The organism is Streptomyces malaysiensis subsp. samsunensis (genome assembly GCF_024519315.1).
GTDB lineage: Bacteria > Actinomycetota > Actinomycetes > Streptomycetales > Streptomycetaceae > Streptomyces > Streptomyces malaysiensis.
Window position 1 is genome coordinate 1 of record NZ_JANIIC010000116.1, and the last position, 17,289, is coordinate 17,289.

General features: G+C 72.1%; 5 protein-coding genes and 3 pseudogenes. 7 read left to right on the top strand and 1 reads right to left on the bottom strand.

Annotated features, from left to right (window positions below; genetic code table 11):
- From NQU54_RS46340 to NQU54_RS46355, 4 genes are all read left to right on the top strand, one after another.
- A partial coding sequence (locus NQU54_RS46340; protein WP_257636299.1) for a type I polyketide synthase occupies nucleotides 1-5,702 on the top strand: 5,702 nt, incomplete at its 5' end.
- 123 nt (nucleotides 5,703-5,825) lie between these two features.
- Nucleotides 5,826-6,674, top strand: a complete 849-nt coding sequence (locus NQU54_RS46345) for an SAM-dependent methyltransferase (RefSeq protein WP_257636300.1) — start codon at nucleotides 5,826-5,828, stop codon at nucleotides 6,672-6,674.
- Between the two features lie 209 nt (nucleotides 6,675-6,883).
- A complete protein-coding gene (locus NQU54_RS46350) occupies nucleotides 6,884-7,726 on the top strand; it encodes an aldo/keto reductase (RefSeq protein WP_257636301.1) in 843 nt (280 codons plus the stop codon).
- A gap of 133 nt (nucleotides 7,727-7,859) precedes the next feature.
- Complete coding sequence (locus tag NQU54_RS46355; RefSeq protein ID WP_257636302.1) at nucleotides 7,860-8,561, top strand: alpha/beta fold hydrolase; 702 nt, start codon at nucleotides 7,860-7,862, stop codon at nucleotides 8,559-8,561.
- Between the two features lie 74 nt (nucleotides 8,562-8,635).
- Here NQU54_RS46355 and NQU54_RS46360 read toward each other — a convergent pair whose 3' ends face one another.
- Nucleotides 8,636-9,313 carry a hypothetical protein gene (locus NQU54_RS46360; RefSeq protein WP_257636303.1) on the bottom strand — a complete coding sequence of 226 codons (678 nt, stop codon included), beginning with the start codon at nucleotides 9,311-9,313 and terminating at the stop codon, nucleotides 8,636-8,638.
- A 452-nt stretch (nucleotides 9,314-9,765) separates the two neighbouring features.
- On the opposite strand from NQU54_RS46360, the pseudogene NQU54_RS50470 reads away from it, so the two are divergent.
- The 3 pseudogenes from NQU54_RS50470 to NQU54_RS46370 all read left to right on the top strand — a co-directional run.
- A pseudogene (locus tag NQU54_RS50470) lies at nucleotides 9,766-10,377 on the top strand (ATP-binding cassette domain-containing protein); the annotation flags it as partial.
- Nucleotides 10,378-10,596: 219 nt separating this feature from the next.
- Nucleotides 10,597-11,242, top strand: a pseudogene (locus tag NQU54_RS50475) (ATP-binding cassette domain-containing protein); the annotation flags it as partial.
- A gap of 603 nt (nucleotides 11,243-11,845) precedes the next feature.
- Nucleotides 11,846-17,260: pseudogene (locus NQU54_RS46370) on the top strand (beta-ketoacyl synthase N-terminal-like domain-containing protein); the annotation flags it as partial.
- Nucleotides 17,261-17,289: the final 29 nt, after the last annotated feature.

Here is a 17,289-nt window from a genome sequence, read left to right on the forward strand (position 1 = left end):
CCGCGGACGGCACCGGCTGGGGAGAGGGCGTGGGCATGCTGCTGCTGGAGCGGCTGTCGGACGCACGCCGCAACGGCCACCGGATCCTTGCCGTGGTACGTGGCTCCGCCGTCAACCAGGACGGTGCCAGCAACGGTCTCACCGCGCCCAACGGGCCGTCCCAGCAGCGGGTGATCCGCGCCGCGCTGGCGAACGCGCGGCTGTCGGCGGCCGAGGTGGACGCGGTCGAGGCACACGGTACGGGGACGACGCTCGGCGACCCCATCGAGGCGCAGGCGCTGTTGGCCACGTACGGCCGTGAACACACCGACGACCAGCCCCTGTGGCTCGGCTCGATCAAGTCCAACATCGGGCACACCCAGGCCGCGGCCGGTGTCGCGGGCATCATGAAGATGGTGCTCGCCATGCGACACGGTCTGCTGCCACAGACGCTGGGCGTCGACGAACCGTCGTCACACATCGACTGGACGGCGGGAGCCGTCGAGCTGCTCACCGAGGCCAGGCCATGGCCCGAGACCGGCCGCCCACGCCGGGCGGGTGTCTCGTCCTTCGGCCTCAGCGGCACCAACGCGCACATCATCCTCGAACAGGCGCCCGTGGCCGGGGCCGAAGATGAAACCCCCGAGGGGGACGCGCGGTTGGCCCTCGCCGTGGTGCCATGGGTGCTCTCGGCGAAGTCCGACGCCGGGGTGCGGGGGCAGGCGGCGCGACTGCTCGCACTGGTGGCCGGGGACACCGGCCCGGCGACGGCGGACATCGGTCTGTCGCTGGTCACCACGCGCGCGGCGTTCGAACGGCGGGCGGTGGTGCTGGGCGCCGACCGTACCGCGCTCGTCAAGGGCCTGACCGCGCTGGCCGAGGGCCGCGAGGCGACGGGCGTGGTACGGGGGGCAGTGGTCGGCGCCGACGCCCGTGCCGCCTTTGTCTTCCCCGGTCAGGGGTCGCAGTGGGTGGGGATGGCGGCGGGGTTGCTGGAGTCTTCGCCGGTGTTCGCGGAGCGGGTGGGTGAGTGTGCGGCGGCGTTGGTGCCGTTTGTGGAGTGGTCGCTCGGGGATGTGTTGCGGGGTGGTGAGTGTGCTGCGGAGGCGTTGGAGCGGGTGGATGTGGTGCAGCCCGCTCTGTTCGCGGTGATGGTGTCGTTGGCGGAGCTGTGGCGTTCGTACGGCGTCGAGCCTGCCGCTGTTATTGGCCATTCGCAGGGTGAGATCGCGGCGGCGTGTGTGGCGGGTGCCTTGTCACTGGAGGACGCCGCGAAGGTGGTGGCGTTGCGGAGCAAGGCGCTGCGGGCGCTTTCGGGTCGTGGTGGCATGGTGTCGGTGTCGCTGCACGTGGAGGCGGTACGGGAGCGGCTGGCTCGATGGGGCGAGCGGCTGTCCGTGGCGGCGGTGAACGGGCCCTCGGCGGTCGTGGTCTCCGGTGACGCGGACGCCTTGGATGAGCTGCTGGCCGTATGCGAGGGCGATGGGATCCGGGCGCGTCGCGTCCCCGTGGACTACGCCTCGCACTGCGCCCATGTGGAGGAGATCGAGGAGGAGTTGCTGCGGGAGCTGGCGGATATCGCGCCTCGGGCCTCATCGGTGCCGTTCTACTCCACGGTCACGGCGGGTGTGCTGGACACCCAGGAACTGGACGCCGGGTACTGGTACCGCAATCTGCGTCAGGCGGTGCGCTTCGATGAGACGGTCCGCGCCCTGCTGACTGACGGTTTCCAGGTGTTCATCGAGGCCAGCGCCCATCCGGTGCTGACGATGGGCGTGGAGCAAACGGCCGAGGACCACGGCACCCGCGTCACCGCTGTCGGTTCGCTGCGCCGTGACGAAGGCGGGCTGGAGCGGTTCCTGACGTCTCTGGCCGAGGCGTACGTCGGCGGCGCGTCCGTCGACTGGGCGGGGATGTTCGCCGGAACGGGTGCGGAGCGGGTGGATCTGCCGACGTATGCCTTCCAGCGCACGCATTTCTGGCTGGAGTCCGAGGCCGTCGAGGTCCCCGGCGACGTGTCATCGGTGGGGCTGGATTCGGCCGGGCATCCGCTGCTGGGGGCCGCCGTGCCGCTGCCCGACTCCGATGGGTTCCTGCTCACCGGGCGGTTGTCGCTCCGTACCCATCCCTGGCTCGCCGACCACGCGGTGGCGGATGTCACGCTGCTGCCGGGGACGGCCTTCGTGGAGCTGCTGATGCGGGCCGGTGACGCGGTCGGCTGCGACCATGTGGAAGAGCTGACCCTCGGGGCCCCGCTGGTGCTGCCCGAGCAGGGCACGGTCCGGCTACAGGTCGCGGTCGGTGGTCCCGATGAGACGGGGCGGCGCTCGGTCGGTGTGTACGCGCAGACGGAGGACGGCCCCTGGACACAGCACGCCACCGGTGTGCTCGGCAGCGGCGGCACCTCGGCCGACCGCGCCACGGAGTCGGAGCCGGAGTCGGAGGCATGGCCACCGGCCGGTGCGGAGGCGGTGGATGTCGCCGGGCTCTACGAACGGTTCGCACGCACCGGACTGGGCTACGGGCCGTCCTTCCAGGGGCTGCGCGCCGTCTGGCGCAAGGGCGACGAGGTTTTCGCGGAGGTCCGCCTGGCGGAGGAGGCAGGGCAGGACGCCGGGCGGTTCGGCCTCCACCCGGCCCTGCTGGACGCCGCGTTGCACTCGATGGCGTTCGGCGGTTTCGTCCGCCTCCCCGCGCCCGATGGCAACGTCCGTCCGGATGAGGGGGTCGGCATGGGGCGGTCCGGCACCGGACGGGTCCGGCTTCCCTTCGTCTGGAGTGGAGTCGCGCTGCATGCCACGGGCGCGTCCGCGCTGCGGGTGCGGCTGTCCCCGGCCGGGCCGGACGCGGTGTCGCTGACCGCGCTCGATGAGTCGGGACGGCCCGTGGCCTCGGTGGATTCGCTCGTCACCCGCGCGGTCGCCCGGGACCAGCTCGGTGCGGCACACGGCGCCTTCCATGAGTCGCTGTTCCGCGTGGAGTGGACGGCGCCCGCGACGGCGTCGCCGTCGCCCGGGGCCCCCGGCCGCTGGGCCGTTCTGGCCGAGGGCGACACGGGGCTGTCGGCGGCGCTGAAGTCGGCGGGCACGGCGGGCGCCCTGGCCGAGACGTATGCGGATCTGTCCGCGCTGGGAGAGGCCATCGAGGCTGGGCGAACGGCGCCGGATCTCGTGTTCGCCTCCCTTTCCTCCCCGGTGGTGCTCGCACCGTCCGCCGAGACCGTCCGTGTCGCGGCCCACCGGGCGCTCGCGCTGGTGCAGTCGTGGCTGGCCGATGGGCGGTCCGGACGGTCCCGGCTGGTGCTGGTCACCCGTGGGGCGGTTGGTGTCCGGCCAGGGGAATCGCTCGCCGATCCGGCCTGCGCCTCGGTGTGGGGACTGGTGAGGTCGGCGCAGTCGGAGAACCCCGACCGCTTCCTGCTGCTCGACCTGGACGACCAGGAGGCGTCGTTCGCCGCCCTGCCGCAGGCCCTGTCGGGTGACGAACCGCAGATGGCGGTGCGCGGCGGTGGGGCGCTGGTGCCACGGCTCGCCCGCGTCCCCGCGGCCCGCGCGACCGGGCCCACGTCGGCCGGGGAACGGGACGGCGGGGCCACCGCCACGCCGCTGTGGGACCCGGAGGGAACGGTCCTCATCACCGGCGCCACGGGTGTGCTGGGCTCACTGGTGGCCCGTCACCTGGTGGCCGAGCACGGCGTACGCCATCTGCTGCTGACCAGCCGCCGGGGCCGCGAGGCCACCGGCGCCGCCGAGCTGGTGGACGAGCTGACCGCGTCGGGGGCCTCGGTGTCCCTGGCCGCCTGCGACACGGCCGACCGCGCCGCGCTGGCACGGCTGCTGGCCACCGTACCGGCCGAACATCCGCTGACCGGCGTGGTGCACGCGGCCGGTGTGCTCGACGACGGGGTGATCGGGTCGCTGACCCCGGAGCGCGTCGACACGGTGCTGCGGCCCAAGGCCGACGCCGCCGTCAACCTCCACGAGCTGACGGAGCACCTGCCGCTGTCCGCGTTCGTGCTGTTCTCCTCGGCGGCGGGCGTGTTCGGTGGCAGCGGCCAGGCCAACTACGCGGCGGCCAACGCGTTCCTGGACGCGCTGGCGCGGCGGCGCAGGGCGCGGGGGCTGTCGGCGGTCTCGCTGGCCTGGGGGCTGTGGGCGGAACGCAGCGCCATGACGGGACACATGGACGACAGCGATGTCGAGCGGCTCAACCGGGCGGGAGTGGCGGCGCTGTCGTCCGAGGAGGGCCTCGCGCTCTTCGACGCGGCGACGGCGCGGGCGTGGCACGCCTGGGCCGGAGGCCCCGGCGCGGGTGGGAGCACCGATGTGAGTGGCAGCGGGCCCTCCCAGACCGCCACCGACACGGATCCCCTGCTGGTGCCGATGCGGCTCGACATCGCGGCCCTGCGGGTGCAGGCCGCCTCTCTCGGCGTCCCGCATCTGCTGCGTGGCCTGGTGCGGGTCCCGGCCCGCCGGACGGCCCACAACGCCGCCTCCGGCTCCGCCACCGGCGACGGGGGAGTGGAGCCGATCGGGCAGCGGCTGAACGGGCTGTCCGGCCGGGAGCAGACCCAGGTTCTGACCGAGCTGGTGCGCACCCATGCCGCCACCGTGCTCGGCCATGACTCACCGGACCTGGTGGAGGACGGACACGCCTTCCTGGAGCTCGGCATCACCTCGCTCACCGCGGTGGAGATCCGTAACCGGCTCAACCTCGCCACCGGTCTCAGCCTGCCCGCCACGCTGCTCTTCGACCATGGCACACCCGCGGCGCTCGCCACCTATCTGCGGGCCCAACTGGTCCCCGGCGCGCCCGAGTCCGCGCCCCGGGACGGGGCTCCGGCCATCGGCGCGGCGCAACCGGTCTCCGCACCGGCCGCCGGTGCCGCCAGGGCGGCCGGGACGGGCTCGACGATCGAGGAGCTGTACCGGCAGGCGTGCGCCGATGAACAGTACGTGGCGGGCACCCAGTTGCTCATGGCCGCGGCCCGGCTGCGCCCGTCGTTCCAGACGGCCGCGGAGGTGACCACCGCGCCCAAGCTGGTGCGGCTCTCCAAGGGCGCCACGGCACCGGGCCTGGTGTGTTTCCCCTCGCTGGTCGCCATCTCGGGGCCCCGTGAGTACGCCAGGTTCGCGGCCGGGTTCCGGGGCCGACGCGATGTCTCCGTGCTGCCCGAGCCCGGCTTCGGCAAGGGGGAGCTGCTTCCGGCGAGCGTCGACGCGGTCGTGGAAATGCAGGCGGAGGCGGCGCTGCGCTGTGCCGGGGAGAAGCCGTTCGTGCTCGTCGGGCGCTCGTCGGGCGGCTGGATCGCCCAGGCGGTCGCCGGGTGGCTGGAGGCACGTGGCAGCGCGCCCTCCGCGGTCGTCCTGCTGGACACCTATCTGCCGCGCAGCGAGGCGTTGCCGTGGATCCAGACCAATCTGTCCGGCAAGATGTTCGACCGGGAAAAGATGTTCGGTGTGGTGGACGAGGGCAGGCTGACCGCCATGGGCGGCTATCTGCGCCTTTTCTCCGACTGGGCGCCCACACCGGTCGACGCGCCCATTCTCACGGTGAAAGCGGAGGAATCCTTTCCGGGGTCCGGAGAGGGGGCCGACGAGGAATCGGCATGGGGCGCCGCACTGACCCGTATCGACGTTCCCGGCGACCACTTCACCATGATGGAGGATTTCGCCGGCGTGGCGGCCGAAACGGTCCTCAACTGGCTTGCGGAGAATGTGTGATTCGCATGGCCTGACATCCTGATAGGCTCGCGTTCATTCGAAGCGCGGAAGAAAAAACGGGGAAGGCGCTCGCGGATTTCTGATGTCGCCGAAGACCTTTCCATTACTGCGGGAGGAAACATCATGACGTCATCCAATGTCAGCGCGGTCGGCGAGCGGGTCGGCGAGTTCTACGACCAGCTGGTGGGCATGTTCGACGCCTCGCTCTACGGCCCGAACATCCATGTGGGCTACTGGAACAGCCAGGAGGACACCACCAATCTGGAGGAAGCCGCCGACCGGCTCACCGACATGATGGTCGAGCGGCTGCGCATCGGCGCCGGCTCCCGGGTCCTGGACATCGGCTGCGGCTTCGGCGGCCCCGCGATCAGGCTCGCGCGGACGACGGGTGCCGAGGTGGTGGGCGTCAGCGTCAGCCGTAAGCAGGTCGAGAAGGCCAATGAGCTGGCCGATGCCGCCGGGGTGAGCGGCAAGGTCACCTTCCAGTACGGCGACGCGATGGACCTGTCCTTCGACGACGCCTCCTTCGACGCCGTCTGGATGCTGGAATCCGTGATGCAGATGCCCGACCGGACGGCGGCGCTCGCGGAGGCCGCCCGCGTGCTGCGGCCGGGCGGCCGGCTGGCGCTCACCGACAACTATGAGCGCGAGGCGATATCCGAGGAGCGGCGGCCGGTCATCGAGAACATTCTCCAGCGGTATCTCACTCAGCCGCCCGCGTCTTTCGAGACATACCCGGCGATGCTGCGCGAGGCCGGGCTGCGCTGTACGGAGCTGCTCGACGTCAGCGAAAGCACCACCAAGCAGTCGGTCAGGCGGCTCGGCGAGGCCATGGCTCAGAACATGGAGCAGCTGGCGTCGAAGGTCGATCCGGAGGTCTTCAAGAAGCTGAAGCCCGCCGAGGGCGAGAACATGGAAATGCCCGAGCTGGGTTATCTGATCGCCACCGCGCGGCGGCCCGAGACCGCGTAATTTCTCCCTGCGAATCGGTATTTCCCGGCTCGCTTCAGGAGTTCCCCGAGGGGCGGGCCGGTATTACGGGCCGGTATTAGGGCCCGCCCCTCGGCGCACTGAGCGCCTCCAGCCCCGGCCTCGCTCACCCGCAGCACGTGGTGCGCACGTTGCACGGCGTGGCGTCGCCTACCGTTGGAGGCAGCCGGAGAACCAGGGAGGCGGGCACGATGACCACCGCACCGGACACCGTCCCGCTGCCCTCGGGCGAGCGGATCCCGCTGCTCGGCCAGGGCACCTGGCACATCGGTGACGACCCCCGGCGCCGCGCCGACGAGATCGCGGCGCTGCGGCGTGGACTCGACCTCGGGATGACCCTCGTGGACACCGCCGAGATGTACGGCAGCGGCGCCTCCGAGGAACTCGTCGCGGAGGCGATCGCCGACCGCCGTGACGACGTCTTTCTGGTCAGTAAGGTGCTCCCGAGCCACGCCGACCGCAGTGGCGCCATCGCGGCCTGCGAGGGCAGCCTGCGGCGGCTCGGCACCGACCGGATCGATCTGTATCTGCTGCACTGGCGCGGGCGGATCTCGCTGGAGGAGACCCTCGAAGCCTTCGCCGAACTGGCCGACAGCGGCAAGATCCGCCACTGGGGTGTGAGCAACTTCGACGCCTCCGATATGACGGATCTCGTCTCCATCCCCGGTGGCGGCGGGGTCGCCGTCAACCAGGTGCTCTACAACCTCACCAGGCGCGGTGTCGAGCACGACCTCATGCCCTGGTGCCAACGGCGCGACATCCCCCTCATGGCCTATTCACCCATCGAGCAGGGACGGCTGCCGCGCACCGCGGCGCTGCGGGAGGTCGCTCGGGCGCATGGCGCGACGCCCGAGCAGGTGGCGCTGGCGTGGGTGCTCAGGCAGGGGGTGCAGGCGATCCCCAAGGCCGGGCGGGTCGGACATGTCGAGCAGAACCGCGCCGCGCTGGATCTCGAGCTGGCCCCGGAGGACCTGGACGCGCTGGACCGCGCCTTCCCGCCGCCCACGGGACCCGTGCCCCTCGACATCCTGTGAGCCCGTGCTCCTCGATGTCCTGTGACCCCGAGGTCTCGATGCCCTTTGGACCCGAGGTCATCGAGATCCTTTGAGCGAGGTCCTCGGCGGTTCCCGGCGGTCCGTTGTCGGACCCCTGCGCTACCTTGCCGACATGACGCAATTCGTACTGGTGGCGGGTGCCTGGCTGGGGGCGTGGGCATGGGACGAGGTGGTGCCGGAGCTGCGGGTGTCCGGACACGGCGCGCATGCCCTCACGCTGTCCGGGCTCGCCGAGAAGCAGGGTGTGCCGGCCGGGCAGCAGACCCACGTCCAGGACATCGTCGGCGAGATCGAGCGCCTCGATCTGCGCGATGTGGTCCTGGTGGGGCACAGCTATTCGGGCATCCCGGTCGGCCAGGCCGCCGAGCACATCGGTGACCGGCTGGCCCATGTGGTGTTCGTGGACTCCAACGTTCCGGCGGACGGTGGGTCGTTCCTGTCGGCCTGGCCCAGCGGCCGGGCCATGGTGGAGGCGTCGATGGCTGCCAACGATGGCTGCTGGGCACCCCTGACCGCGGCCGACTACGAGGGCCAGGGGCTCACCGACGAGCAGATCGCGCGGATCGTGGCCGGTTCCACGCCGCATCCGGGCGCCACGCTGTCCGAGCCGGCCGTCCTGGCGCGCCCGCTCGGCGAGCTTCCGGCCACCTACATCAAGTGTTTGCTCGACGGTGCCGAGCCGACGGACGATGTGGCCGAGCTGCTGAAGAGCGAGCGCTGGCGGCTGGTCGAGATGGACACGGGCCACTGGCCGATGTTCTCCCAGCCGGGTGAGCTGGCCCGGATACTGCTCCAGTGCGCCGGGGCATCGTGATACCGCACCCCGTCTGACGCGGGTGGTGGCACCCGGCGGAGGCCATGCCGTGTGCCACCGTGCCGCCGGTGCCGTCACTCGCAGCCGTACCGCCAGTTCCAGCCCACGAAGGTGTGCCGCAGCTCCACATCGAAGCGGCAGCTCGCCGTCCCGTCGGCCTTCAACTGGACGTAGGAGTGGTGGGTGTTGTCGTACAAGTCGCCGATCGGATCGAAGACGCCCTGATACGCGAAGTCGGCGTGTGCCTCGGAGTTGACCTCTGCGCAGTCCGTGGCGCAGTCGTCCTTCGCGGTCCGCGAGGTGAGCGACCAACCGGCGTCCCACGGCTCGCGGTTCCACTCCTGGGTGGCCGTGGTGCCGGCCGTGGTGACGCGGCCGTCCGCCGTGTCCCACGAGGAGGCGGTGTACAGGCCCGTCATCCGGATGTTGCAGCAGTCGTACATCTCGTTCCAGCCACGCAGCTGATGGCCCGCGGCGGCGGTGGCGGCGGCAGTGGCGGCGGTGCGCGCCGGGCGGTCCGAAGCCGGGCCGCGCCGTACGGAGCCCAGTTCCGGCTCGCAGTCGGGGCCTATGGTGATCTGCCCCGAAACGGCCTGGCCGGGCGCAGGGGCGGGGAGCTCGCCGGTCAGCCGGACACCGTCACAGGACTTCGGCGCCGGGTCGGACTCCTGCGCCGTCGCCACCGTCGTACCACCCATGAGTGCCACCAGGGAGACGGCCGACACGGCCGCGATGCTCAACCGGCTGTTCACTTCTCCACGTCCTTTGATCCGATGCGGTCCGAAAGGTGCGGCGCGCCTCGGTGCGGATGCGCCGCCAGGTCACGCGGTGATCGTAATGGCGGTCGTGCGCGGGAGCGGGGGCGTGGAAAAGGTTGGCAGGAAGGTGGCGGGGTGAGCCCCCGCCCGGCCGTGCGTACGACATCAGGCTCCACTGCTGGGGTAGACTGCCGGGGTCCTGTTGTCTCCGATAGAGGTGGACGTTGCGTATCTGAGGTCCGCGATCATCGCGCGGTACGGCACAAGCCGTAGCCCGTCACGCCGTAGTCGGCCCTTCTGCCGCCCGTGACCCGCGTGGATGCGACCTCGGTGCATAAGCCGTCCCTCGCCCTTCGGAGGACCGCACCCGATTCCCCGGCTTGGTCGCCGCGTGGTGCTCGCATACGTAGCCCCTTGTTCACAGCGCTTACGAATGCGAGATCACCATGGCAGCATCCCCCACCCCCGGCGCCTCCGTGACCTGCTCGGCCGTGTCCTTCCAGTGGGCCGACGGCACGCCGGTCTTCGACGGCCTGTCGCTGGCCATCGGGCGGGGCCGCACCGGCCTCGTCGGCACCAATGGCAGTGGCAAGTCCACCCTGCTGCGGCTGATCGCCGGTCGGCTGCGCCCCGCCGAGGGGTCGGTGACCGTCGGCGGCAGCCTCGCCTACCTTCCGCAGAACATCACGCTCGACACCACCCTCCGCGTCGACCAGGCACTGGGCATCGCCGAGCGGTGCGCCGCGCTGCGCGCCATCGAGGCCGGAGACGTCGACGAGGCCCACTTCGAGACGGTCGGCGACGACTGGGACGTCGAGGAGCGGGCCGTGGCGACGCTGAGCTCGCTCGGGCTCGGCGGTGTCGAACTGGACCGCACCGTCGGCCATCTGTCGGGCGGCGAGACCGTACTGCTGCGCCTGGCCGCCCTGCTCCTGGAGCGGCCCGACGTCCTGCTGCTCGACGAACCCACCAACAACCTCGACGTGTTCGCGCGGCGCCGGCTCTACGACGCCGTCGACTCCTGGCGCTCCGGTGTGCTGGTCGTGGTCAGCCACGACCGTGAGCTGCTGGAGCGGGTGGACCGCATCGCCGATCTGCGGTCCGGGTCGGTGACCTGGTACGGCGGCGGCTGGTCCGCCTACCAGGAGGCGCTGGCCACCCAGCAGGAGGCGGCCGCGCGGATGCTGCGGGCCGCCGAGGCGGATGTGCGGCGGCAAAAGCGCGAATTGGAGGAAACCCAGATCAAACTGGCCCGCCGTCAGCGGCACAGCAAGAAGATGGACATCGAGCGGCGGGCGCCGAGGATCGTCGCCGGTGCCCGCAAGCGGTCGGCGCAGGAGTCGGCCGGCAAGCTCAAGGATCTGCACGAGGACCGCCTCCACGAGGCGCGTGAGCGGCGTGAGGAGGCCGCGGAGGCGGTCCGCGACGACGCCGAGATCCGGGTGAGCCTGCCGCACACCGCCGTGCCCGCGGGCCGCACCGTGCTCAGCCTGAGTGAACTGCGCCCCCGGTACGGCGCGCTGCGCGACGCCACCATCCATGTGCACGGGCCCGAACGCATCGCGCTGGTCGGGCGCAACGGAGCGGGCAAGACCACCCTGCTGCGTACCCTCACCGGTCAGCTCAGCCCGGTGTCCGGGGAGGCCAGGACGTATGTGCCGCTGCGGTTCCTGCCCCAGCGGCTGGATGTGCTGGACGACGAGCTGAGCGTGGCGGCGAACGTCGCGCGCCGGGCGCCCGGGGTCAGCGACAACCAGATCCGCTCCCAGCTCGCGCGCTTCCTGTTCAAGGGGGCGCGTGCGGAGCAGTCGGCGGGCACCCTCTCGGGTGGCGAACGCTTCCGGGCCGCCCTCGCGGCGACCATGCTCGCCGCACCGGCCCCGCAGCTGCTGATGCTCGACGAGCCGACCAACAACCTCGACCTGGCCAGTGTGCGGCAGCTGACGAGCGCGCTGGACTCCTACCAGGGCGCGCTCGTGGTCGCCAGCCACGATCTGCCGTTCCTGGAGTCGATCGGCATCACCCGGTGGCTGCTGGTCGGCGAGGAGTTGCGGGAGGTCGCGGCCGACGAGGTCCGGGATCTGCTCGAGGAGTCGCCCGTGGTCGAGGTGAGTGACTGAAACGCGCTGGGGCGGGCGGCCGCGTGGCCGCCCGCCGGTCCGCCCCGCTTCTCCGGTCCGTATACGTAAATTCGCGACAGTGAAATCAGCATCTGGTATGCGCGCAGGTTAAGGCGCATTCAAGGTTGGCTCATGCGTCCCGGCCTACCTTCGGCTGCGATCTCTTTCACCTGAGATATATGAACGTGCAACAGAGGGGAGAAGGTGGCGGCGGCGCCGATGTCTTCGCGTCTGGCGAGATTCAGCCCGTCGCGGCGCGAGTGTGCACGACTGCTTGTTGACTCTTCAGTAACGACGTGGCTAATTTCATTCGGCGCCGTTTCGCGAGATTGCCGTGCCATACGTTCGGCATGCGTTGCCCGAATTATCTCCCTTTCCTGCCGCGCTAGCGATTTTCGGAGAAAACATGTCATCCGCCGTGGACGCCGGCGATCTTGTCATCGGCATCACTCCGTTCGGGGAACCGGACGCCCGACTCGCCGCCGCGGTCAGCCGCGCGGGTGGTCTCGGCGTCCTCGACCTGGGAACATCGGGCCGCCAAGCCCTCCAGGCATGGGAAGACATCGGCGAGTGGGTGGCCGATGGCCGGTACGGCGTACGGGTCGCGGCGGGCTGTCCCCTCACCCCTTCGGACCTGTCGGACGCCCCGCCCAGCGGCACCCCCGCGAGCGGCTCATCCGGCGGTGCGCGGGGTCCGCATACGGTGGTGCTCGGGGTGGACTCGCCCTGGCCGGTGGAGGCCGTTGCCGACCGCTGCCGGGTGCTGGCCGAGGTCACCGACCTGGCCGAGGCCCTCGATGCCATCCGCGCCGGAGCGCACGGGGTGATCGCCCGGGGGAGCGAGAGCGGCGGCCGGATCGGTGCGCTGGGCACCTTCGTCCTGCTCCAGCGGCTTCTCGCCGACCCCCGGGTGTCCTTACCGGTGTGGGCCTGCGGTGGCATCGGCCCGCGCACCGCCGCGGCCTCCGTGCTCGGCGGTGCGGCCGGGGTCGTCCTCGACGCCCAGCTGGCCCTGCTCGCCGAGTCGGGACTGCCCGAGGACCGGGCCGCCGCCATCCGCTCCATGGACGGCTCCGAGACCACCGTCCTCGACGGACACCGCGTACTGCGGCGCAGGGGGCGCGCTTCGCAGGCCGAACCACCTCTGACGGTGGGTCAGGACGGCTTTCTGGCAGGGCGGTTCGCCGAGCGGTGGCGGGATGTGGGCCGCACCGTCCGAGGTATCACCGAGGCCGTCCGGGAGGCGGCACACGAGGCCGTACGGAACGGCTCGGCCGTCTCCGCGCTGTGCCCCGGCGCCCCGCTGAGCACCCGCCTCGGCACCCGGCTGCCCATCGCGCAGGGCCCGATGACCCGGGTCAGCGACCAGGGCGCGTTCGCCTCCGCCGTCGCCGCCGGGGGAGCGCTGCCGTTCATCGCGCTCGCGCTGGCCGGACGCGAGCAGGCCCGCACCATGCTGGAGGAGGCCGCGGCCGCGCTGGACGGACGCCCCTGGGGCGTCGGCGTCCTCGGCTTCGCATCCGAGGAGATCAGGAACGCCCAGCTCGAGGCCGTACGGGAGATCCGTCCCAGCCACGCCATCATCGCGGGCGGCCGGCCGTCCCAGGCGAAGGCGCTGGAGCGGGACGGCATCGCCACCTTTCTGCATGTGCCCTCGCCGGGGCTGCTGGGCCAGTTCCTCCAGGCAGGGGCCCGGCGGTTCGTCTTCGAGGGCTCCGAATGCGGCGGCCACGTGGGGCCGCGCAACAGCTTCCCGCTGTGGGAGGCCCAGATGGCCGTCATCGAGGACTTTCTCGACGGAGCGGCGCACGATCCCCAGCGCACAGCGGGCGCGGAGGACGCCGACGGCCTCGACGGCAGCGACGGGGGATGCGACGGCGCGGGTGTCGAGATCTTCTTCGCCGGGGGAGTGCACGACGAACGCTCCGCCGCGATGGTGGCCGCGCTCGCCGCCCCGCTCATCCGGCGCGGTGTCGCCGTCGGGTCGCTGATGGGCACCGCGTATCTGTTCACCGAGGAGGCGGTGGCACACGGCGCCGTACAGCCGCTCTTCCAGCGCCAGGTGGTGGCCGCCGAGCACACCGTGCTGCTGGAGACCGCCCCCGGTCACGCCACACGATGTGTGCCCAGCCCCTTCACCGAGAGCTTCGACACCGTGCGGGAGCGGCTGCGGAAGGAGAGCCTGCCGGACCGGGAGGTCTGGGAGCGGCTGGAGCGGCTGAACGTGGGACGGCTGCGGATCGCCAGCAAGGGCGTGGACCGTGGGCCCGATGGCGCACTGGCTCCGGTGGACGAGGAAGGCCAGCTCGGCGGCGGTATGTTCATGGCCGGACAGGTCGCCGTGATGCGCTCGGCCACCACCACGATCGATGCGCTGCACCACGCGGTGGGCGCCGGCGCCGCCGACTTCCTCACCGCACGCGCGGAGGCGGTGTGTGAGCGGCTGGGCGTGGCCCCGGCCCCCGCGGCGGCCGAGGCGCCCGCGCCGCTGGACGTGGCCGTGGTCGGCATGGCGTGCATGTTTCCGCAGGCGCCGGACCTGGCCTCGTTCTGGGCCAATGTGGTGGGCGGGGTGGACGCCGTCACCGAGGTGCCCGCCGAACGCTGGGACCCCGCCGTCCACTACACGGGTGGTAAAGACGGCGCCTCCGCTGCGAAATCAGCCTCCAAATGGGGCGGCTTTCTGCCACCCATCCCCTTCGACCCGCTGCGCTACGGCATCCCCCCGGCCTCGCTCGGCAGCGTCGAACCCGTCCAGCTGCTGGCCCTGGAGGCCGCCCGCCGGGCCCTGGACGACGCCGGATACGGCGATCCCGGCGACGGCGGCCGGGCCTTCGACCGCGCCCGCACCTCCGTGGTGTTCGGCGCCGAGGCGGGCAGCGATCTGTCCAACGCCCAGACGCTGCGCGCCGTCCTGCCGCGTTATGTCCACGAGGTGCCACGCGCCCTGACGGACCAGTTGCCACGGCTCACCGAGGACTCCTTCCCCGGCATGCTCGCCAATGTCATCTCCGGCCGGATCGCCAACCGGCTCGACCTCGGCGGCGCCAACTACACCGTGGACGCGGCCTGCGCGTCATCGCTGGCCGCCGTGGACGTGGCCTGCAAGGAGCTGACCGCGGGCACCAGCGACCTCGTGCTGTGCGGTGGCGCCGATCTGCACAACGGCATCAACGACTATGTGCTCTTCTCCTCGGTGCACGCCCTCTCCCCGACGGGCCGCTCCCGCACCTTCGACAGCTCGGCCGACGGAATCGCGCTGGGCGAGGGCGTCGCCTGCGTCGTCCTCAAACGGCTGGCCGACGCGGAACGCGACGGCGACCGGATCTACGCCGTCGTCAAGGGCGTCGGCTCCTCCAGCGACGGCCGCTCGCTCGGGCTGACCGCCCCGCGCCCCGAAGGGCAGCGGGCGGCCTTGGAGCGCGCGTACGCCAACGCCCGTATCTCGCCCGCCGACGTCGGCCTGATCGAGGCGCACGGCACCGGTACGGTCGTCGGCGACCGCACCGAACTCACCGTCCTGGGCGAGGTGTTCACCGAGGCCGGGGCCGCACCGGGGGCGTGTGCGCTGGGCTCGGTGAAGTCCCAGATCGGGCACACCAAATGCGCCGCCGGGCTCGCCGGGCTGGTGAAGGCCACGATGGCACTGCACACGGGCATCACACCGCCGACCCTGCATCTGGCCCGGCCCAACGAGGCATGGGACGCGGACCGCAGCCCCTTCGCCTTCCACACCCGGGCCCGGCCATGGGCCGCCGCGCCCGCCGAACGCGTGGCCGGGGTCAGCGCGTTCGGCTTCGGCGGGACCAACTTCCATGTGGTGCTCGCGGCACACGGCCGGGGAGCGCCACCCGCGCAGGGCATGGACGCCTGGCCGGCCGAGTTGTTCCTCTTCCGCGGCGCCGACCGGGCGGCCGCGCTGCGGGTGGTCCAGGAGACACTCGACCAGCTCATGGCCAATGACACGGCGGGGCGTCCATGGCGGCTGCGCGACCTCGCGCTGACCGCCTCCCGGCGGGCCGACGCGGGCCAGGAGCCGGTCCAGGCGGCCGTGGTGGCCACGGACCTGGACGACCTGGCCGCACGATTACGACAGGTCGCGGGCGATCCGCCGGGCCCGGGGCCGCGCGGAGCGGACGGGTCGCACCTGGCCCCGGACGCCGCCGAGGGTCCCGGGACCGCCGAGGGGCCCGAGGGCGGGCCGGAGCGCGGCAAGGTGGCCTTTCTCTTCCCCGGGCAGGGCAGCCAGCGCCCCGGGATGTTCGCCGACGCGTTCGTCACCTTCCCCGCACTCCAGCGCCATCTGCGCCACGGACGCTCCTACGCCGACGCGCTGTATCCCCCGGCCGCCTTCGACGAGGGCGGGGCGGCGGCACAGCGCACCGCGATCACCGACACCCGGGTGGCCCAGCCCGCGCTGGGCATCGTCGGGCTCGCCGCGTACACCCTGCTCACCTCGGCCGGGGTACGGCCCGACATGGCGGCCGGACACAGCTACGGCGAACTCGTCGCACTGTGCGCCGCGGGCGCCCTCGACCCCCGTACGCTGCCGCCGCTGAGTGCCGAGCGGGCGGCCGCCATCCTCGGCGCGGCCCAGGCCGACGCGGAGGAGCCCGGCACCATGGCGGCCGTGACCGCTGCCCCCGGCGAGGTCGAACCGGTGCTGCGCACCGCCGGACTCGCCGAGCGCGTGGTGGCCGCCAACCACAACGCACCACGGCAGACTGTGATCTCCGGGCCAGAGCGGGACATCGAGGAGGCGGTCCGGCTGCTGCGCGAGGCCGGGCACTCGGCCAAACGGATCCCGGTGGCCTGTGCCTTCCACAGCCCGCTGGTGGCCGCGGCCGGTGGGCGGTTCGCCGAGGCGCTGGGCCGTCATCCGGTGCGGGTGGCCGAGTTCCCCGTCTGGGCGAACCGCACCGCCGCCCCGTACAAAGCGGAGCCGGATGCCATCCGCGCCGAACTCACCGCCCAGATCGGCGCGCCCGTCCGCTTCGTGGCGCAGATCGAGGCCATGTACGAGGCGGGCGCACGGATCTTCGTGGAGGCCGGCCCGGGGACGGTGCTCACCCGGCTGGTGGGCGAGATCCTCGATGGCCGTCCGCACCTCGCCCTCGCCTGCGAGGGACGGCGGTCCGGCTCCGATGGACCGCGGGGATTCCTCGACACCCTTGCCCGGCTGGCCGTAGCCGGCGTTCCGGTGCGTACGGCGTGGCTGTTCCACGGCCGGGACGCGGTGGTGGCGGGATCCGCCCCGCCACCGAAGCGGCCCGGCTGGACGGTCGACGGACACCTCGTCCGCACCGCGAACGGTGAGCTCCTTCCCGGTGCGCTGGCACCGGCCCGACGTGTCATGGAGGCGACGGTGAGCCAGACGGATCGGACGGGTGGCGGCGAGTACGGCGGCGGGGACAAGGACGCCCTGATCTCGGAGTTCCTGAGGACCAGCCGGGAGATGATCGCCGCCCAGCGCGATGTGCTCCTCACGTACCTCGGCGGGGCGCCGGGAGAGCGGCCCGCGGCGCCACCGGCCCCGGTCGCCGCCGCGGCCTTGCCTGCCGAGCTCGCCCCGGTGGCCGCCGCCCCGGCGGCCGCCGAGGCCCCCGACCCTGCCGGGTCTGCCCCCGCGACTGCCCCTGCCACCGGGCCTGATGTGCTGCGCGCGGTCTCCGAGATCATCAGCGAACGCACCGGCTATCCGGTCGACATGATCGAACCCGACCTCGACCTCGAGGCCGATCTCAGCATCGACTCCATCAAACGAGCCGAGATCGCGGGGGAGTTGGCGCGACGCCTCGGTGTGGCGGGGGGGGGGGGCGCCCCCCCTGGCGGTTGAGAGGCGGGGGGGGT